Below are 19156 nucleotides of genomic sequence, written 5' to 3' on the forward strand. Positions count from 1 at the left end.
CTCCTTAACTTACTCACTGGTTAAGCACAAGAATGGATAAATGCTTCATTAATTCGGTGCGCGCTCAATCCGACTAACACCGCTTGCTATGGCAGCTTTGGCGACCGCCTGGGCTACTTTGTCTTTCAAGCGGGGATCAATTGGCTTGGGAATGATGTAGTGAGGTCCAAAATCCCAGTTTTCCACACCGGGATAATTGTCCTTAACGACTTGAGGTACTGGTTCGAGAACCAATTGACGGATGGCTTCAACAGCAGCAATCTGCATTGATTGATTGATGCACGTGGCACGTACATCCAGCGCCCCCCTGAAAATGTATGGAAAACACAGGACATTGTTTACCTGATTAGGGTAGTCACTGCGTCCTGTGGCGATAATTAAATCATCCCGGTAACGGTGAGCTATCTCCGGCCTGATTTCTGGATCAGGATTAGATAAGGCAAAAATGACGGGATCAGGCGCCATTAATTTTAATAAATCTGCATTTAACAAGTCCGGTTTGGCCACACCGATAAACACGTCCGCGTCCACAAGCGCATCCGCCAGGGTGCGACGATCGGTTTTACGTGCGAAAGCAAATTTATACGAATTCAGATCTTCACGGCCGGTGTGAATGACGCCCTTGCTGTCGAGCAACAGCATGTTTTCCTTGTCAGCACCCAAGGCAACCAGCAAACGCATGGACGCAATACCGGCCGCGCCGGCGCCAATGCAGACAATGCGGACCTCAGAGAGTTTTTTCTTTTTTAAATCCAGCGCGTTAAGCAAACCGGCGGCGACCACGATGGCTGTACCGTGTTGATCGTCATGAAAAACAGGAATATCCAGTTGTTCAATCAAGGCCTGCTCTATCTCAAAGCACTCCGGTGCTTTAATGTCTTCAAGATTAATGCCGCCAAAGGTTGGGGCGATGCGTTTGGCTGTTGATATAAAAGCCTGGGGGTTATCGGCATCGATTTCAATGTCAAAAACATCGATGTCAGCAAACCGTTTAAAAAGCACGGCCTTGCCTTCCATAACCGGTTTGCTGGCCAGGGGCCCGACATTTCCAAGGCCCAAGACCGCTGTTCCATTGGTCATCACGGCCACCAGGTTTCCTTTGCCGGTGTATCGAAACACATCATTGGGGTTGTCAGCAATGGCAAGAACGGGTTCAGCAACACCCGGAGTATAAGCTAAGGATAAATCATCCTGGGAATTCGTAGGCTTGGTTACATTGACAGCGAGTTTCCCTGCTTTAGGAAACTCATGGTAATGCAGGGCGCGTTGCTTTAACTCATCTTTATCCAAGGTGCTCACTCTCTTCTCACAAAATCCAGCGAAAAATCATATAGAAAAAAAATTAACATGAATAGTCATTTTGCAAAAAAAAGGCGCATACTTACTGCGCCTGGAATTTTTATCAATAATATCATGCCATTATAGCATTGCTAAACAGCGAAATTAATCTTTCTTTTTATAACGATCACGGAATTTCTGAACACGTCCGCCCGTATCAACCAGCTTTTGCTTACCGGTATAAAAAGGATGGCATTCAGCACAAACCTCGATAGCCAGATCCTGAGCTAACGTTGAACCGGTTTCAAAAGTATGACCGCAACTGCAGCTGACTTTAATTGTTTTGTATTCTGGGTGTATTGAAGCTTGCATAATACCACTCTCACTGTTTGTAAAATGAATATCGCCACCTGGTCACCTGCCGGGCACCATACTCGTTTGTAAATGACGGGCAAGGTTACCAGAAATGGCCATTTAAATCAATTTTTTCGATCAGGCAATAAGCGTCCTTCTTCAAAGAAGGTGACCTGACCGGTTTTAATGTCGTGAATACCCGCCACAATGCCGACTTGTCCCTGATCGATTAACTCTTTAATGATAGGACTTCGCTGGACAATTTGCTGAACAACCCGTAATGCATTGTTTTTAGCAATGGCGTTAATCAAGGCTGGATCCGTACAGCTGTCCAACTGGGTTTCCTTCTTGGTCGGGGCAACCAGTGGACTGATTTTATCCAAAACGCTGTCCAAATGACCTAAATGAACGTCTTTGCAGGCACCCACTACCGCGCCACAGGAGGTATGGCCCAGAACAACAATCAGGCGAGAGCCTACGGCCTTGGTAGCGAATTCCATGCTGCCTAAGATATCGTCGTTAAGCACGTTCCCAGCCACACGCAAACTGAACAAATCAGCCAGCCCCTGATCAAAAAACAATTCAGGTACACTGCGTGAATCCATGCAGTTCAGCACCACAGCCCAAGGGTATTGCCCGTAAGAAGCCATCTTGGCCTGGGCCAGGTAATCACGCTTCTGCCGATTGCCGCTTAAAAAACGCTGATTCCCCTCTTTCAAACGCAACAAGGCCTGCCGGGGGGTAATGCGCAACAGCTTGGATGCCGTAGTGACCTTGGCAATGGGCAGTGACTCATCCACTGGAGCAACAGGAGCGGCTGTTTCACTCGCTGCGAAGGCAGACGTTGAAAGCAGCATGGCCAGACTAATTCCTTTTATTATTCTCATTTTCTTTCCTTATGGATCTGAATCAGATGTCAAGTTCAACCATCACCGGCGCGTGATCAGAAGGTCGTTCATGTTTACGCGGCCCTTTATCAATGGTAGAGCGAAGACAGCAAGCGGTCAATTCACTGCTTAAAAGTAAGTGATCAATACGCAACCCGCGATTGCGTCGAAATCCGGCCGCGCGGTAGTCCCACCAGCTGAACAGCTTTTCTTCCTGTTCAAATAAGCGAAAGCTGTCGGTCAAGCCGAGGTTAATCATGTCAAAAAAGGCTTGCCGCTCCAATGGACTGACCAGCACAGAACCCACCCACTCCGCCGGATCATGCACATCCCTGTCTTCAGGGGCAATATTAAAATCCCCCACCACCGCCAATTTGGGATGCAGAGCCAATTGTTCTTCAATGTAGCCCTTTACCCGGGTTAACCAGGATAATTTATAATGGTATTTTTCGGAATTCACCATCGAACCATTGGGAATGTACAGATTGATGAGGCGTATCCCCGCGACAGTCACCGCCAGAATACGCCGTTGCGGATCATCCAGTCCAGGGATATCCCGGGCAACCTCCGTCATGGGGTGACGGCTGATGACCGCCACGCCATTGTAGCTTTTCTGACCGGAATACACGACCTCAAAGCCACGTTCTGTAAAGCTCTGGACCGGAAATTGCTCATCAATGAGTTTGGTTTCCTGTAAGGCTAAAACATCCGTTTGTGTGGCATCAAGCCAGGTTAATACCTGTTCCAGACGAATTTTTAAGGAATTGACATTCCAACTGGCTAACTTAAGCACCAATCCCCCTTGTAATCAATAATCAACGGCGCATGATCCGACCAGCGGCCTTCACGATGAATGTACACGCTATCCACGCTCTCGGTTAAACCCGGGGTAATGACCTGGTAATCGATTCTCCACCCGACATTTTTTTCCCAGGCACGGCTGCGATAGGACCACCAGGTGTATTGTTCTTCTTCCTGATTGCGGACACGGAAGGCATCGACAAAGCCCATCGCACCGAACAATTGGTCCATCCATGCCCGCTCGTCCGGCAAAAATCCGGAATTTTTCTGGTTGCTGCGCCAGTTTTTCAAGTCAATTTTTTTATGAGCAATGTTGTAATCGCCGCAAATAATCAATTCTTTACCCTTTTCCTTAAGAGCAAGCAGGTGCTCGGCAAAGCGTTTGAGGAAATCGTACTTGACCTCCTGACGTCCGTCGCCGCTGGTTCCTGAAGGCAGGTACAGGGAAATGACACTTAATTTGGGGTAATCAAATTGAATGTAACGCCCTTCTTTGTCGCAATAATCAAAACCCATGCCTTTAATTACGCGCTCTGGCCTGTGTTTGGAAAAAATGGCAACGCCGCTGTAGCCTTTTTTTTCAGCATCATAGAAATCACAATAATAATCACGGGGGAAGTACAACTCCTCAGGCAGCAATTGACAGACCTGGGACTTGGTTTCCTGGAGGCAGACAAAATCGGCATCCTGTGTCAGCAGCCACTCATAGAAACCATTTCTGGCTGCGGCGCGAATACCATTGGCATTAAAACTGATAACTTTCACTGCATATCCAATTACTTAAAAAACTGACCTTACTGAGACTGGGTGATAATTGCAAGACGTATGTTCTTATCAAACGAACTTACGTTTAGTTTAACACACGCCGGGCAGACCTAGTCCTTCACTTTCAGTGCAAGGCTTGCCAACCGCTTGCCCAAGCGTTTTGCCAGAACCATTTCATCCTCACTGATGGGCTTGTCATTGGCCACACCGGAAACATGCGTTACACCGTACGGTGTACCTCCGGATTGGGTGGTGTTCAATTGAGGCTCCGTATACGGCAGTCCCAGAATAACCATGCCCTGATGCAGTAGCGGAATCATCATACTGGTCAGGGTTGTTTCCTGACCGCCATGCATGGACGCGGAGGATGAAAACACACAGGCAGGTTTATCCACCAGATCGCCAGCCAGCCACAGCGGGGTTGTCTGATCAAGGAAATATTTCAGTGGCGCGGCCATGTTACCAAAGCGTGTTGGACTGCCCAAGGCTAACCCGTTGCAGTCTTTTAAATCATCGAGCGTCGCATAGGGTGCGCCTTTATCCGGTATAGGGCTATCCACGGCCTCGCAGGTGGTGGATACAGGAGGCACTGTGCGGATGCGAGCCTCCATGCCTTCAACACTTTCAATCCCACGGGCAATGTATTGCGCCAATTGCGCCGTGGCGCCGCTGCGTGAATAATAAAGGACTAATACATACGGCTTTGCCATCGCTCCACTCCTTTTTTAAACGAGTTACAGGTGAACATTGGGTTTGCCGCTTTTTTCCAGGGCATGATGGGGTCGTTTAAAAAACCACAGCATCACCGCGCTGAGACTCAAACCGCCAAACGCCAGCATCATCGGCAATTGCGCCCCCACCTGCGCGATTAATCCGGTGAACAGCGAAGTTAAACCAAAGCAGAGGGCCATAATCGACCCCGTCACCCCCATCACCCAACCCTGTTCGTTATCCGTGACCTGGTTAGAAAAAATGGTCAATAACACGGAATAAGCGACGGATAGACTGATGCCGATAAAAAAGGTCGCGACCCAGGCCACCCATTGCTGCTGGCTGAACAGAACAAACAGCACGCTCACCGCTGTCAGCAATAATCCGACGACTACCGTTTTATCGTAATTAAAACGCAGGGTACACCAATCGACGATGTAGCCGCAGCCAATACTGAAACCTAAGCCCATAACCGCCAGGAAAAACGAATTTTGCATGGCGCTGTAGTGATAGGTCTGCAGCAGGTAAAGTGGAATGAAGGAGAAATAATTACTCCAGCCAAAAATCATTACCAACAGCACCAGGGAGTAACGATGAATGGCTGGGTGTTTAAAGGCCGAGATAAAAATATGAATGGCGTGATGCCAGCGGATACGGATTTTATCGTGTGCTCGAGTAAATGTTTCCTTAAAGGTAAATTGCAGCAGAATCGCATTCAACAGCGAAATTAACGAAGCAAAATAAAGGGGCGTTGCGAAATTAAACCAACTGACGAGGCGTGTGTCGGATAGGATTCCGCCAAACACTGGACCAAAAACAAAGCCTAAGGAAACCGACAGCAAAATCAAGCCGATGTTGCGGGCCTTGTGCGCCTCTGAACTGACATCAACAATCGCCGCTTGGGCAATGGGCTGGCTGCCCGCCGTGAAGCCAGCAATAATACGCCCGGCCAGCAAGGCCCAGTAGTTTTGAAAAACCACTGCGATGGCTGACAGAAGATAACCAAGAAAAGCCCCAATCAGGCAAATCATCAACGATTTCTTACGACCGACACTGTCTGATAAATCACCAAGGATGGCCGCACCAAAAAACCAGCAAATCATAAAAATGCCGATGGTTAAACCATAATAGAAATCCCGCATCGCCTCGCTGGTGCCTGACGGTAAAAAACCAGCAGTGGGGTCAATCAAAATGGAATTAAGAATAGGAAATAATAATCCCAACCCCATCCCGTCAATAAAAAGCACCAGAAAAAGGGGCAACATGGAAACTAATGTTTTTTCCTGATTCATTACTGCCTGAACTCCGTTATTGAGACAGACCACCGCCCAGCGCTACTGGCGCGGAAGCCTGAAATTCAGTCCCTGACGGACCGGTTGCTTCGTACTGCGGTAAGGATTAATGTCCAAACCACCCCGCCGTGTGTAACGGCCATACACGGTCAGCTCCTCAGGCTGACACTGCCGCATGATGTCAATGAAAATCCGCTCAATGCATTGCTCATGGAATTCATTGTGGTTACGAAAAGAAACCAGGTATTGCAACAACCCTTCACGGTTTATTTTTTGCCCTTTGTAGCTAATCTGCACACTCCCCCAATCAGGTTGGTTAGTGACTAGGCAATTGGACTTTAACAAATCAGAATAAAGGGTTTCTTCAACCCAATCGCCTGTCGCTGTCAAAAAGGACGGTTCGACCGTATAGGTTGAGCACTCCACGTCGAGATGATCAATGCACTCACCATTAAAATGCTCATAAAGGGTTGGCGTTATGCCGTAACCCAGCGGATGCACAGCGACGCTTACGTCCCCCTGAACACGTTGTTCAAGATCGTTTTTGATGGTGTTGACTACCTCAGCGAGGGATTTAAACCGGGTATTGTTGAACGAATTAAAGTAAAGTTTCAGTGACTTGGATTCAATCAACATCGGCGTGCGGCAATCATAATCGATTTCTGCCATAGCAACAATGGGTTTCCCCTTTTCATTCAACCAGGACACCTCGTAATGATTCCAGCAATCGAAACCATAAAACGGCAATTGCTCAGGATGAATTCCAATTTCCTGACGTTTACCCGCACGGGGGATTGGATAAAGCCTGAGTGGATTATAAGACGCGTCATAGTCTGATTTTCTGCCTAACTCGGACGCATCCGCCGCATTTTTATATTGTTCCTTCACAGGGTTCATACTGCTTAACTCCAGAATTGCAATGATTTCTGCCGTACTTCGCCAGTTCACAGCCTGCTTCGCTTCGCGTTGTGCTGCGATATAAGTCAGCAAAGCCGACGCATCGTTGAGCTGCCGTGCTTTTTCCGCAAGCAGCCGGGCCTGAACGACCAGGGATTTTTGACTATCAAACTGCGGATCATCCAGCGTTTTCTTAATCTCATTGAGAGAAAAGCCTAAGTATTTCAGTGTGACGATTTGCTGCAAACGCAGTAAATCGGCATCCGAATACAGGCGATAACCCGCTTGCGAACGCTTGCTCGGCTTAAGCAAGCCCCTCTCATCGTAGTATTGCAAAGAACGCACTGACAATGAGGTGAGGCAGCTGATTTCTTTAATCTGATAATACCGCATGTTTGACTCCTCATGACGCATTGTAATGGATCACGTTACGTGAGGGTCAAGACGGATGTTATCATGGCGCAAGTGATATGTATTCCCGGTCGTTCTTTTTTGTAATTCGCGGGGAACCTGAGAATAATAAGTCATCATACAATTCTCTTGCGTTGTGCTTTCTTTCTGGCGCAATGCAAGCCGTTGCCGCGGTTTTCCGCGCACGAATGGTGCGGGCATCATCATCCATGGACGAGTAAATAAACGGCTTTGAAGCCTCTTTAAAAAAGATAGGGTCCTTGGCTGAACCATTGTTGCATCGAAAATAGTCTGGATTTTTTTTAATAAAGGCGGCAACATCCATATCCAGCGCGACATTATCACAATAATTATTCATAATAAGCAGTTGCTCTTCAGATTTAAGTTCCGAAAAACCCGGTACACTCTGAAAATAAGTTTGTGTACCCTTTGCATAAACGCAATACATGACGCTTGACAGGCAGGGGAAACGGTATGGGCTCAACAGGAGGTACTGGGTGATAAACTCAGAAGCGGTAAAAGCAAACGCCTGAGTAGGAACCACGCGAAAGCGGCGTAACTTCTCTGGCAGACGCTCACGCATCAGATCAAAGAGACAAGTAGCAAATTCTCCTTTTTTTACATCCTTAAGCGGCCAGGCCTCTGCTTTCAACAAGTCAAGCTCGGTGATTTTACCAATCTCCTTCGAGTCGGGCATGTGCAAATGGCCTCCCTCAAGCAATTTTGAATTTAAATATTCCTGCAGGGCATGACCAAAGGGGCCGTGCAGACGGCTAACCGTATGCGGAAATTCCGGCGGCTCTATAAAAATCTGGCCTCTTGACAAGACGGCACTTGAAGACGCATCCGACACGATACCAAAAAAGCGTAGCCAGCCATCGCTTTCGAGAAAGCGCTTCCGCCCCGGCACTCGGCAATGAAAATTAATGCGGTTTTTTTGCAGTTGCTCCAACAGCGGTGCGGTTAAAATCGTTTCAGGATACTCCGCGTCTAAAATTTCCTGGGAAATGACCGGATAATAAAGAGACTCCTCCAGCTCACGCGTACCCTGCGTATAGGAAAAGCGCTTGGTCTGATAATACTCAGGGCATAATTTCTTTTCCAGAAGTTGATCGGTGCTTAGGGAGCAGGCACGAAAATTGTCAGCACACGCTTGTTCGAGCTTATCGAGCAGGGAATCAATCAGGGCCTTGTCACTGATTAAAAGAATATAAATCTGGGTAGTGTTCAAATAACTGTGTCATCTCTAAAAATTGATATAATTTGTACAATTTTGTAGAGGTGACAATGAATAAGAATAAAAAAATAGATTTAGCGAATTTTGATTTCAATGATTTCAAAGCAGATGCGATATCTCAATTAAAATCAGGTCAATCCTTGACGGGTAAAGACGGGATATTAACGCCGTTAATCAAAGAACTATTAGAAGCTGCTTTGGAAGGTGAAATGGACACGCATATGGAAGCGTGCCATGAAACCGGACTTACGAATCGACGCAATGGCAAAACGACCAAGACCATACAATCCACTTCCGGTGTTTTTGATTTAGAGACACCAAGAGATAGAGACGGTAGTTTTGAGCCAGAAATTGTCAAGAAGCGTCAAACTGTATTGAATGAATCCCTAGATAACAAAGTTTTAGCCTTATATGCCCTGGGTATGAGCTACGAAGCCATAAGTGAACACCTAGCCGAGATGTATGGTTTAGAAGTATCGTCAGCTAAAATCAGCCTTATCACAGATAAATTACTTCCTATGATTACCGAATGGCGCAATCGGTCTTTGGAGTCTGTATATCCTATTGCTTTTTAGATGCCATGCATTTTAAAGTACGTGTCGAGGGGAAAGTGACTAGCAAAGCGTTTTATACAGTTCTTGCAGTAACACCGGAGGGGCGGAAGGATATTTTAGGTCTTTATTTATCTGAAAATGAGGGGCTCGCTTCTGGCTTGGTGTTCTAAATGACCTCAAAGCCCGTGGCGTAGAGGATATCCTCATTGCAAGCATTGATGGGCTTAAAGGGTTTCCTGAGGCGATTGCTGAGGTGTTTCCTAAAACCGAAGTGCAGCTTTGTGTGGTTCATCAAATTCGCAACTCCCTAAAGTATGTAGTCAGTAAAGACCAGAAAGCGTTCATGGCCGATTTAAAGCTTGTGTACAGAGCAACCAGCAAAGAGCTAGCCGAGCATCACTTAATAGAGTTAGAGATAAAATGGGGCAAAAATACCCCGCTGTATTGAAGTCATGGAATAATAACTGGGAGGCTCTATCCCAATATTTTAAATACCCAGAAGAACTCAGGCGCATTATTTATACTACTAACATTGTGGAAGGCTTTCATCGACAAATCCGCAAATACACTAAAAATAAAGCCGCTTTCACCAGTGAAAACGCCCTTATTAAGCTCATTTATTGTGCTTGCCAAAAAGTGCTGGAAAAATGGAATCAGCCCATGCACAATTGGGCGCTTATCATTTCCCAGTTACACATCTATTTTGAAGATAGATTAAATATAGGGCTTAGATAACTAGCGAGGTGACACAGTTAGATGAACACTCTCTAAATCTGAGCCTTGACATAAAGAATGGCTTCAAATCGTTGTTGGGATAGCTCGTCTGGCTTTTTCACAGCGTTGAGCAAGTCTTCAAAAATCACCTGCACGCAATCCAGTTTTTCTGCCCGCATCAGGGAGATGTCCGCTTTTAAGCGATGGTAGCGTTTTTTAAGCTCATCCAGCGAGGTCAAAGGGAAAATTTTTTCTAGCATCATTATCAAGTCTTCGTGGGAGGCCGAATATTATAACACAACATGTGTTTTTTTTGAACAATTACACTGCATTTGAATTCAGTGCCGATATAAACCGAATTGGACCGTGCTTTTTGTCCCCATTTTGTGTAAACTGGCCTGCGCTTTTTAACCCCTACCCTGTGTGCATCATGTCCAAACCGTTGATTAATATTACCCGCAGGCAAGCACTCTGGTTTGCTGCCTTTCTGGTTCTCTACCAGTTCTTAACCTACATCGCCAACGACATGATCATGCCCGGCATGATTCATGTGGTGTCATCGTTTCATGCGCCGGAATCGGCCATTGCCACCTCACTGACAGCCTATATTCTTGGCGGAGCCAGCCTGCAACTGTTCCTCGGCCCTGTTTCCGACAGTTACGGACGGCGTTCAGTGATGCTGATTGGCGTGGTGATTTTTACCGTGTTTACTTTTTTTATCGCCCACTCAGGCAGTATCGGACAATTTTTGTTGGCCCGTTATTTTGAAGGCCTGGGGCTTTGTTTTACCACGGTGATTGGTTACGCGACCCTGCAGGAAATTTTTGCGGAAATGGATGCGATCCGCATTACCTCGGTATTGACCAATATCGCCTCGTTAGCCCCCTTGCTCGGCCCCCTTGCAGGCGCAACGTTTATTCTCTATTTCAGTTGGCGGGCCATTTTCATTTTAATCGGCGCGCTGGCGCTTATTTCACTTTGGGGCATGTGGCGGTTTATGCCGGAACCGATTGGTGCGGTGAAAAGCGACGGGCAAACCATCCCCCGCATCCCGTTCACCCCCAAAACGGTGTTTAAAAATTATGGCAGGCTGCTGACTAACCCGACCTTCATGATGGGCGCTTTTGCTTCCGGATTATTGGGCATCCCCTGCATTGCCTGGATTGCCATTTCTCCGATCATTATCGTCACTGATGCACATTTGACCGTCATACATTATGCGTTGTGGCAATTGCCCATTTTCACCGCCGGCCTGTTCGGTAACTGGTACCTGCGCAAGCTGACCAAACAGCGCACTGTCAAGCAAATGATTCTACGCGGCTCCGCCATTACAGTGGCCGGCATGTTCCTGACTTGGCTGCTGCCGATGATGATTAACCCGCATTTTATCTACCTGATGCCGGGATTAACGCTGTATGGATTTGGTATTGGTGTCGCCTGTGCGCCGCTCAGTCGTTTCATTCTTTTTTCCACACCAGTCAGTAAAGGCACGGCCTATGCGGTGATCAGCATGATGAGCATGTGCGAACAAGCCATTGGCGTGGAGGCAGCCAGTGCGGTGTATGCCAAACACAACAATAGCCATTTTGGTTTATATTGTGCGATAGTAGGGGTTACCTATCTCGTTGGTCTGGCTTGGACCTTCTCGCTTGCCCGTAAACACGTGGCCATTGGGGAGTTGGACGCCAAGCCGGCTTGATACCAGGAATGGCTCATTCATGGATTGGCTAAAAAACACAAGCAGGCAACTTCTTTCGTTCACTCGCTTCGTCATTATGAATTTTATTAATGACGATTGCACCTACCGCGCCTCGGCGCTGGCCTTTACCAGCCTTCTGGCCGTTGTCCCACTGATGACCGTGGGACTGGCCATTTTTTCATCTTTTCCGGTTTTTCAGGGGCTGGTGCAACCCACACAGGATTTTATTTTTCAGAATTTTGTCCCAGCCACCGGTAAAATGATTCAAAATTACCTGCAATTGTTTACTTCCCAGGTTTCGCGTTTACCCACCTGGGGTATCGTGTTTCTTATCATCTCGGCGTTATTGGTCATGTTTACCATTGAGCGGGCCATGAATAAAATCTGGCATGTCACCATCCCTCGTCATGGAGCAACCGCCTTTTTGCTTTACTGGGCTATCTTATCCTTGGCCCCGATTTTTTTAGGCTTAAGTCTGGCCGCAAGCTCCTACCTTATCTCCGTACCCATTATCCGTGATAATTCCGCCCCCTCCCTGTTACTTAACTCAGCCCCCTACCTGTTGTCGCTCATTGGTTTTACCTTTCTTTACGTGGTGGTGCCTAATCATCCGGTGCAATTAAGCCATGGGTTGATTGGCGGGATCGTAGCGACCATTCTTTTTGAGTCAGCCAAATTAGCCTTTGCCTATTACCTGACGCAATACAACACTTACCAGCTGCTTTATGGCGCCTTTGCCACCGTGCCTATTTTTTTCATCTGGGTTTACTGGGTGTGGTTTATTACCCTGCTTGGGGCAGAGATCTGTTACGCGCTGTCCGTCACGTACCGTCGGCGGGAAGGCGAACCACTGCAAGGTTTTATTCATGTCCTGCTCTGGCTTAAACAATTGTGGCTGGCTCAACAACAGGGACAGGGGCTATGCTTGCAGCAATTGATTGAAAGCAGTGCACAACCCTATGCGGTGGATGCGGATGAAATCATTGAACGGTTAACGGCTGCTCATTTAATCCATTGCACCGCCGATGACCAATTCATGCTCAGCAGGGACATCAGCAAACTGTCAGTGTATGCGCTGTCGCAACTGATTCCCTACCGTTTACCCGCCGCAGAGGACGTACAAAGCCTGTCTAAATCCTGGCAGGCTGTGTTCATTCAAGCCAATGACGCGCTCAGAAACAGCTTATCCCTTAACCTTGAGCAGCTTTTTAGCCTTAAGGAGTGATTAACACGCACTGTGCAATGCCTCGGTGTAAGTGGCCAGGTTATTTTGCTCGCCAATGCGTTGAATAATCCCCGCCTTTTTCAATTTACTGTAAACCCGGGCATTGGCCCCGGCGAGAATAACCCGTACTCCGCGATGGTGCAGTTCGATGATTGCCTCCTCCAATGTCCTGAGTGCGGTAATGTCAACAAAAGGAACCCAGCCCAATCGAATAATCAGAACCCGGGGATCCGTGTGGGTATTGGCCAGAGCCAATTGAAAATTTTCTACGGCTGCAAAAAAGAATGGCCCTTCCACTGCATACACCAGCACGTCAGCAGGTAAATGTGCCAAGCCGTTCTCCTCACAATCATTTTGCAATTGTTCATGAGGGATTTGTTCCACTTCGACACTTGCCGCCATTCGCCTTAAGAAATGCAGGACAGCCAGAATGACACCAATATTGACCGCAACAACCAGATCGACAAACACTGTCAGGGAAAAAGTAACCAGCAGAATAACCACATCCGCACGCGGCGCTTTACGAAGAATGGTTATAAAATGCCTGGCCTCGCTCATGTTCCAGGCCACCATGAATAAAATAGCCGCTAATACAGCCAAGGGAATATGAACCGCCAGCGGTGCCAGGAAAATAAGGACCAACACCAGGGTAATGACATGAATAATACCGGCTAACGGGCTGTTGGCACCGTTACGAATATTGGTGGCGGTACGAGCAATGGCGCCAGTTGCTGCAAATCCGCCAAACAGAGGCGCCGCGATATTGGCCAACCCCTGACCAACCAATTCCTGATTGGAGTCATGACGTGTTCCGGCCATGCCATCGGCCACCACGGCCGAGAGCAGGGATTCGATGGCTCCAAGCATGGCAATGGCAAAAGCGGGGCCCATCAATTCCAACACCCGATCCACGCTGATTTCAGGCCAGTGAAAAGCGGGCAATCCTCGTGGGATGCCGCCAAATTGTGAACCAATGGTTGCTACCCCTTTAAAATGAAAAATCGCCTGCAGCAGGGTAACCGCCAGCAATGCCACCAATGGCCCCGGTACCCGCTTTAATCCCGGCAATTGATAGGAGAACATCACCAGTGCGAGGGCAAAAACAGCAAGGCCCGTGGTAGCCCAGTGCATTTGCGGTAAGACTTGCAACAAATGCCACAATTTCTCGTGAAAGTGGACACCGCTTACCGTGGGCAAGCCAAAAAAGTCTTTCCATTGCCCCACCCAAATTACGACAGCAATCCCTGAGGTAAACCCGACGATCACCGGGTCAGGAATGAATTTAATGACGGTTCCCAAACGGCCAAGGCCCATGAGTAACAGCATGCAACCCGCCATCATGGTCGCAATTTGCAAGCCATCAATGCCGTATTTGGCAGTAATGCCTACCAAGATGGCAATGAACGCCCCGGTTGGACCGGCAATCTGCAGACGACTGCCGCCGAAAAGAGAAACGATCAAGCCCGCAACAATGGCCGTGTAGATACCCTGCTCAGGCTTGGTGCCGGAAGCAATGGCAAAGGCCATGGACAAAGGCAGGGCGACCACGCCGACAATGATTCCTGCGATAACATTGGACACCCAATGTTTCTTATTTAACAATCCGGCATTGAAAGATTCAATGATGGCAATCATAATGCACCAAAGTCGCTATAAATTGCCCCATTATGTTCTTTCTTAACACAAATGTAAACTTGCGTTACACAAGGTATTGATCCATTTAATGACTTCCGGGAGGTCCTTCATGAAATTAACCACGATTTACCATAAATACACAGGCACACGCGCCATCATTGACTTCAGCGAAAGCTCCTTTTTAAGCAAAGTGGAGTTTGTCTACGATGATCGCACACTGACGTTTACCCTTTTTCATCAACGTGGCGAAACCGAAAAACAACAGTCCATCAACAGCTACTTTATGGAAGGGCTCATTAGCCTGTTGCTAAAATGCAGCGGCCACGCGGATGGCAGTGAGTGCCCCACCTTTTCCTTTGCTCAGAAGTTACCCCCTGCAGAGGTGCTCGATGGCCATGTTTCGATGTTTGGCGAGGATCATATTCATGCGCATGATCCCCATTTTAGCCACAATCTCAATGCGCATAATGAATATCCCCATTTCCATATTGAATATGCGGCCATTGATGACCCCTACCCTGTGATCGAGCAGATTTTGCAACTGCTGGTCAATTTTGACTATCAGTTAAAAAATGCTCCCTCCGAAGCGGCACTCTTTTGCCGATTGGGCTTTTTTCTTGTCTATCAACGGATCATCAATCCTTCCTACTCTCCTTTGGAGATAAGCCTGCCGCTGTCCACCTGTATTGAACATTTTTCTGCCAATGACACCGGCGCCTCCCAGGACCTCATTGACGAGACTAAAGCGCAGGCCGGTGAGGTTTTCGCAATCATGGAGAATCTTGCTGCCCGACCCATGCTCGATGTGGATGATGAACCCAGCCTGGTCAACACCATGAGAACGGAAATCACTGAACAGAGCAGCCGGGAAAAAGCCCGAGAGGAGAATGAACGCAAACAGCAGTTGGAGCGTCAGAAACGAAACAGGCAGTGTTCGTTTTTATTCTTTGGTGCTGCAGCGCTGACAGCGGCAGCCATTGCCGTGAATTACCTGGCCGATTCAGGCGACCCTTCGTCGACCTGCAAGTTATAAGAGAACACGCTTCCGCTTCGCGCGGAAGCTTTTTTTATAAAATATAACGGGTCAAATCGTCATCGGCAACCAACTTACCGAGATGCTCATTGACATAGGCCAAGTCCACGTGCACGGATTCGCCCGCCTTGTCGGTGGCTTCGAAGGAAACCACTTCCAGTAAACGCTCCATCACGGTGTAAAGGCGACGAGCTCCAATGTTTTCAGTGCGCTCGTTCACTTGCCACGCCACTTCAGCAATGCGCTTGATGCCCGAGGCATCAAAGGTCAAGGTCAACCCTTCCGTTTCCATCAGGGAGGTGTATTGTTGCGTTAATGAGCAACTGGGTTCTGTCAGAATGCGAACAAAATCCTCCACACTGAGTGCGGCCAACTCCACACGAATCGGTAACCGTCCCTGCAGTTCAGCAATTAAATCAGACGGCTTGGCAACATGGAAAGCACCGGAGGCAATGAACAGGATATGATCAGATTTGATCATGCCGTATTTGGTCGAAACCGTTGTACCTTCCACCAGAGGCAATAAATCCCGCTGCACCCCTTCCCGTGACACATCCCCGCCGCCGTGCTCTGCGCGCCGTGCCACTTTATCAAGCTCATCGATGAATACAATCCCGTGCTGTTCCACTTTTTCAATGGCCCGCGTTTTGATGTCTTCTTCATTGATGAGTTTTGAGGCCTCTTCCTCACGAATAATTTTCATCGCTTTGGCAATGGTCATTTTACGCGTTTTGGTACGGCCGCTGCCGACCTGCTGGAACATCGCCTGCAATTGACTGGTCATTTCTTCCATGCCAGGCGGGGCCATAATTTCCACACCGACGGGTGAAGCGGCGATTTCAATTTCAATTTCATTGTCGTCCAACGTCCCTTCGCGCAATTGCTTGCGAAATATCTGGCGAGTTGAACTTTCTTTCTCGCTCGGAACCAGGCTGCCGCGCGCAGGCGGCAGCAAGGCATCGAGTACACGATCCTCTGCAGCCTCCTCGGCCAGGTTTTCCACTTTTTTCATTGCCAGTTCACGTTCCTGCTTAATGGCAATGTCCGCCAAATCGCGGATAATGGAATCCACATCGCGGCCCACATACCCCACTTCAGTAAATTTGGTGGCTTCCACCTTGATGAACGGTGCTTGTGCCAGTTTGGCCAGACGGCGGGCAATTTCAGTTTTACCCACACCGGTCGGCCCAATCATTAAAATGTTTTTCGGCATGATCTCATTGCGTAAGGCCGAGTCGGCAATCTTCATGCGCCGCCAACGATTACGCAGTGCAATAGCAACTGCCCGTTTCGCCTGATCCTGCCCAATAATGTGCTTATCCAACTCTTGCACAATCTCCCGAGGAGTCATCATTGCATTATTCACTGTCACTATCCAATTCTTCGATGGTTAAATTATGGTTGGTGTAGATACAAATATCGCCAGCAATTGCCAGGGCTTTGCGGACGATGTCTACCGCCGGCAATTGGGTATTTTCCAAAAGTGCGCGAGCCGCGGACTGGGCAAATGGACCACCGGAACCAATAGCAATCAAGCCGCCTTCGGGTTCAATGACATCGCCGTTACCGGTAATGATCAACGAGGCATTCCTGTCAGCCACTGCCAGCAGCGCTTCGAGGCGACGCAGAATTTTATCGGTACGCCAATCTTTGGCCAACTCCACCGCCGCACGGACCAGATGCCCCTGGTGCATTTCCAGTTTGCGTTCAAATCGTTCAAACAGGGTGAACGCATCCGCGGTACCACCGGCAAAGCCGGCAATGACTTTGTCTTTATAGAGGCGTCGAACCTTCTTGGCATTGCCTTTCATCACGGTGTTGCCCATAGTGACCTGACCGTCGCCGCCGATCACGACCTGGTTACCCCGCCTAACAGACAGGATGGTTGTTCCACGGTATTGTTCCAAGATAATTCCTCATACACACTGAAACAGCTTATGTGGGGGCATTGCATGAGAAATTCAATAGACATTCTTGACTTTTTTTATACCTTTTTGAAACAGTGGGTCCGTTGTTGCTGACAAGGTTCACACAGACCCTTGATTTCAATACTGCCTTCCTGCAGGGCAAATTGCTGTTTGTGACCTAACTGTTTTATCAGGGCATGCAACGCCGCATCATACACTTCCGTGACCGTATGGCATTGGTTACACACCATTAATAACTCACAATGGTATTTTTTTTCATGCTCCTGGCATAGCGAGTAGGATTGAATGGATTCGATCTTGTGGACTAGACCTAAGGCGACAAAATAATCCAGCACCCTGTAAACAGCCGGCGGCTTGGCATTGGCGTTAAACTGCAGCAATTGCTCGACGATATCGTAAGCCTTCAGCGGCTTGTTACTGCGCCATAAAATATAAAGGACATTTTTGCGCAGCGACGTCGGCTTGTGTTCCACAGTAGCGCAAAAATCGAGGAAAGCAAGCGGATAACTCATCAGAGAAAAGAAACCCCGTGAAGCAAGGGCTCGATGTCAAGGTAGCGGGCAAGACTCTGGCCCACGTCCGCAAAACTGTCGCGGCGGCCGATAAAGTGGCTTGGTGTTTTAGGCCCAAACAGAAGAACGGGAATATGCTCCCGGGTATGATCCGAACCCGGGAAAGTCGGGTCACACCCATGATCCGCGGCAATGACAATCACATCGTCGTCATTCAATAAGGCTTGCAGCTCAGGCAGCCTGGCATCAAATTGCTCCAGCGCATGCGCATAACCCGCGGTGTCACGGCGGTGACCATAGGATGAATCGAAATCAACAAAATTGGTAAACACCAGACTGCCTGCCGGTGCAGATTTCATCGCATCAAGCGTAGCATCAAACAGCGCCATATTCCCATCGGCCTTGACGGTGCGGGTCATGCCCTGATGGGCAAAGATATCGGCAGTTTTGCCAATGGCAATGACTTCCCGGCCTCTTTTTTTCAACTCATCAAGCAACGTGGGTGCGGGCGGCAATGTGGCATAATCGCGGCGATTGCCGGTACGCGAAAAATGATTAGGTTCACCAATAAAGGGGCGAGCAATTACCCGTCCGATTTGATACTCGTCGACCAGACGGCGGGCAATTTCACAGAGGTCATACAAGCGTTCAAGACCAAAATGCATTTCATGTGCGGCAATCTGAAAGACACTGTCTGCCGAGGTGTAAACAATGGGCTTGCCCGTTTTAATGTGTTCTTCCCCCAGTTCATCAATAATAACGGTACCGGAGGCATGCTTTTGCCCTAATACGCCCGGCAGTTTCGCTTCACGAACCAACTCAGCAATCAGCTTTTCAGGAAAGCACGGAATCGTATCCGGAAAATACCCCCATTCGAAGGTCACCGGGACGCCAGCCAATTCCCAATGCCCGCTGGGCGTGTCTTTACCGAGACTTTGCTCCACGGCATAGCCGTAATAGCCAATGGGATCGGCAAGGCCTTCCAGCGAAAAACTGGTGGCGGCCGAACTGGCCATGGTGGCATGGTAAAGCCCCGCAGCGGTCAGGTTAGGAAGCATCAACGGCCCCTGACGCACGCCGGGTTTGTCAGCCAGGCCCTCTGCACAGGCTTCATGGATGTGAGCAAAAGTATTGGCACCCTCATCGCCGTAGCAATGGGCATCCAGACTTGCCCCAATCCCCAGGGAATCCAATAAAAGTATACATACACGTCCCGGCATCCA

At 48.4% G+C, this 19156-nt stretch carries 18 protein-coding genes and 2 pseudogenes; 4 read left to right on the top strand and 16 right to left on the bottom strand.

Annotation, left to right across the window (positions count from 1 at the left end; all coding sequences use genetic code 11):
* Nucleotides 1-48: 48 nt before the first annotated feature.
* From GH742_RS13055 to GH742_RS13095, 10 genes and pseudogenes are all read right to left on the bottom strand, one after another.
* The gene (locus GH742_RS13055; RefSeq protein ID WP_203456959.1) at nucleotides 49-1290 is read right to left on the bottom strand and encodes a malic enzyme-like NAD(P)-binding protein; all 1242 of its coding nucleotides are present in this window, start codon (nucleotides 1288-1290) and stop codon (nucleotides 49-51) included.
* 153 nt (nucleotides 1291-1443) lie between these two features.
* Nucleotides 1444-1650 carry a 50S ribosomal protein L31 gene (gene rpmE, locus GH742_RS13060; protein ID WP_058530546.1) on the bottom strand — a complete coding sequence of 69 codons (207 nt, stop codon included), beginning with the start codon at nucleotides 1648-1650 and terminating at the stop codon, nucleotides 1444-1446.
* A gap of 107 nt (nucleotides 1651-1757) precedes the next feature.
* Nucleotides 1758-2519: a carbonic anhydrase gene (locus GH742_RS13065; protein ID WP_239005221.1), complete on the bottom strand. Its 762-nt coding sequence runs from the start codon at nucleotides 2517-2519 to the stop codon at nucleotides 1758-1760.
* Nucleotides 2520-2541: 22 nt separating this feature from the next.
* Nucleotides 2542-3312 (bottom strand): exodeoxyribonuclease III, encoded by a 771-nt coding sequence (xth, locus tag GH742_RS13070; protein ID WP_203455331.1) that lies wholly within the window; start codon nucleotides 3310-3312, stop codon nucleotides 2542-2544.
* Nucleotides 3300-4085: an exodeoxyribonuclease III gene (locus GH742_RS13075; protein ID WP_203455332.1), complete on the bottom strand. Its 786-nt coding sequence runs from the start codon at nucleotides 4083-4085 to the stop codon at nucleotides 3300-3302. Before GH742_RS13075 ends, xth begins: the two co-directional genes overlap by 13 nt.
* A 110-nt stretch (nucleotides 4086-4195) precedes the next feature.
* Nucleotides 4196-4795, bottom strand: coding sequence for an NAD(P)H:quinone oxidoreductase (gene wrbA, locus GH742_RS13080; RefSeq protein ID WP_203455333.1), 600 nt, complete (start codon nucleotides 4793-4795; stop codon nucleotides 4196-4198).
* Nucleotides 4796-4819: 24 nt separating this feature from the next.
* Nucleotides 4820-6088, bottom strand: coding sequence for an MFS transporter (locus tag GH742_RS13085; protein WP_203455334.1), 1269 nt, complete (start codon nucleotides 6086-6088; stop codon nucleotides 4820-4822).
* A 42-nt stretch (nucleotides 6089-6130) separates the two neighbouring features.
* Nucleotides 6131-6985: an NADPH-dependent 7-cyano-7-deazaguanine reductase QueF gene (gene queF, locus GH742_RS13090; RefSeq protein ID WP_370569564.1), complete on the bottom strand. Its 855-nt coding sequence runs from the start codon at nucleotides 6983-6985 to the stop codon at nucleotides 6131-6133.
* A gap of 156 nt (nucleotides 6986-7141) precedes the next feature.
* Nucleotides 7142-7399, bottom strand: a pseudogene (locus GH742_RS15890) (MerR family transcriptional regulator); the annotation flags it as partial.
* Between the two features lie 40 nt (nucleotides 7400-7439).
* Nucleotides 7440-8627, bottom strand: a complete 1188-nt coding sequence (locus GH742_RS13095; protein WP_203455336.1) for a hypothetical protein — start codon at nucleotides 8625-8627, stop codon at nucleotides 7440-7442.
* A 56-nt stretch (nucleotides 8628-8683) separates the two neighbouring features.
* On the opposite strand from GH742_RS13095, the pseudogene GH742_RS13100 reads away from it, so the two are divergent.
* Nucleotides 8684-9922: pseudogene (locus GH742_RS13100) on the top strand (IS256 family transposase).
* 32 nt (nucleotides 9923-9954) lie between these two features.
* On the opposite strand, the gene GH742_RS13105 reads toward GH742_RS13100, so the two are convergent.
* A complete protein-coding gene (locus GH742_RS13105) occupies nucleotides 9955-10164 on the bottom strand; it encodes a hypothetical protein (RefSeq protein WP_203455337.1) in 210 nt (69 codons plus the stop codon).
* 167 nt (nucleotides 10165-10331) lie between these two features.
* On the opposite strand from GH742_RS13105, the gene GH742_RS13110 reads away from it, so the two are divergent.
* Entirely contained in the window at nucleotides 10332-11600 is a 1269-nt protein-coding gene (locus GH742_RS13110; RefSeq protein WP_203455338.1) for an MFS transporter, read from the top strand.
* 19 nt (nucleotides 11601-11619) lie between these two features.
* The gene (locus GH742_RS13115; protein ID WP_203455339.1) at nucleotides 11620-12825 is read left to right on the top strand and encodes a YihY family inner membrane protein; all 1206 of its coding nucleotides are present in this window, start codon (nucleotides 11620-11622) and stop codon (nucleotides 12823-12825) included.
* Here GH742_RS13115 and GH742_RS13120 read toward each other — a convergent pair whose 3' ends face one another.
* Entirely contained in the window at nucleotides 12826-14460 is a 1635-nt protein-coding gene (locus GH742_RS13120) for a SulP family inorganic anion transporter (RefSeq protein ID WP_203455340.1), read from the bottom strand.
* Nucleotides 14461-14569: 109 nt separating this feature from the next.
* On the opposite strand from GH742_RS13120, the gene GH742_RS13125 reads away from it, so the two are divergent.
* On the top strand, nucleotides 14570-15493 hold the full coding sequence (locus tag GH742_RS13125; RefSeq protein WP_203455341.1) for a hypothetical protein: 924 nt from the start codon (nucleotides 14570-14572) through the stop codon (nucleotides 15491-15493).
* 34 nt (nucleotides 15494-15527) lie between these two features.
* Here GH742_RS13125 and hslU read toward each other — a convergent pair whose 3' ends face one another.
* The 4 genes from hslU to GH742_RS13145 form a co-directional block, all read right to left on the bottom strand.
* The gene (hslU, locus tag GH742_RS13130; RefSeq protein WP_239005222.1) at nucleotides 15528-16847 is read right to left on the bottom strand and encodes an ATP-dependent protease ATPase subunit HslU; all 1320 of its coding nucleotides are present in this window, start codon (nucleotides 16845-16847) and stop codon (nucleotides 15528-15530) included.
* A 4-nt stretch (nucleotides 16848-16851) separates the two neighbouring features.
* Nucleotides 16852-17400: an ATP-dependent protease subunit HslV gene (gene hslV / locus GH742_RS13135; RefSeq protein ID WP_203455342.1), complete on the bottom strand. Its 549-nt coding sequence runs from the start codon at nucleotides 17398-17400 to the stop codon at nucleotides 16852-16854.
* A gap of 77 nt (nucleotides 17401-17477) precedes the next feature.
* The gene (locus GH742_RS13140; RefSeq protein ID WP_203455343.1) at nucleotides 17478-17933 is read right to left on the bottom strand and encodes a Fur family transcriptional regulator; all 456 of its coding nucleotides are present in this window, start codon (nucleotides 17931-17933) and stop codon (nucleotides 17478-17480) included.
* Entirely contained in the window at nucleotides 17933-19153 is a 1221-nt protein-coding gene (locus tag GH742_RS13145) for a phosphopentomutase (RefSeq protein ID WP_203455344.1), read from the bottom strand. The genes GH742_RS13140 and GH742_RS13145 overlap by 1 nt, the downstream gene beginning before the upstream one ends.
* Between the last annotated feature and the right edge of the window lie 3 nt (nucleotides 19154-19156).

Source organism: Legionella sp. MW5194, assembly GCF_016864235.1.
GTDB lineage: Bacteria > Pseudomonadota > Gammaproteobacteria > Legionellales > Legionellaceae > Legionella_C.

Coding starts and splice junctions, on each gene's coding strand:
- rpmE (WP_058530546.1), bottom strand. CDS start 1,650: ATGCAAGCTTCAATACACCCAGAATACAAAACAATTAAAGTCAGCTGC.
- GH742_RS13065 (WP_239005221.1), bottom strand. CDS start 2,519: ATGAGAATAATAAAAGGAATTAGTCTGGCCATGCTGCTTTCAACGTCT.
- wrbA (WP_203455333.1), bottom strand. CDS start 4,795: ATGGCAAAGCCGTATGTATTAGTCCTTTATTATTCACGCAGCGGCGCC.
- GH742_RS13085 (WP_203455334.1), bottom strand. CDS start 6,088: ATGAATCAGGAAAAAACATTAGTTTCCATGTTGCCCCTTTTTCTGGTG.
- queF (WP_370569564.1), bottom strand. CDS start 6,985: ATGAACCCTGTGAAGGAACAATATAAAAATGCGGCGGATGCGTCCGAG.
- GH742_RS13105 (WP_203455337.1), bottom strand. CDS start 10,164: ATGATGCTAGAAAAAATTTTCCCTTTGACCTCGCTGGATGAGCTTAAA.
- GH742_RS13110 (WP_203455338.1), top strand. CDS start 10,332: ATGTCCAAACCGTTGATTAATATTACCCGCAGGCAAGCACTCTGGTTT.
- GH742_RS13115 (WP_203455339.1), top strand. CDS start 11,620: ATGGATTGGCTAAAAAACACAAGCAGGCAACTTCTTTCGTTCACTCGC.
- GH742_RS13120 (WP_203455340.1), bottom strand. CDS start 14,460: ATGATTGCCATCATTGAATCTTTCAATGCCGGATTGTTAAATAAGAAA.
- GH742_RS13125 (WP_203455341.1), top strand. CDS start 14,570: ATGAAATTAACCACGATTTACCATAAATACACAGGCACACGCGCCATC.
- hslU (WP_239005222.1), bottom strand. CDS start 16,847: ATGATGACTCCTCGGGAGATTGTGCAAGAGTTGGATAAGCACATTATT.
- GH742_RS13140 (WP_203455343.1), bottom strand. CDS start 17,933: ATGAGTTATCCGCTTGCTTTCCTCGATTTTTGCGCTACTGTGGAACAC.
- GH742_RS13145 (WP_203455344.1), bottom strand. CDS start 19,153: ATGCCGGGACGTGTATGTATACTTTTATTGGATTCCCTGGGGATTGGG.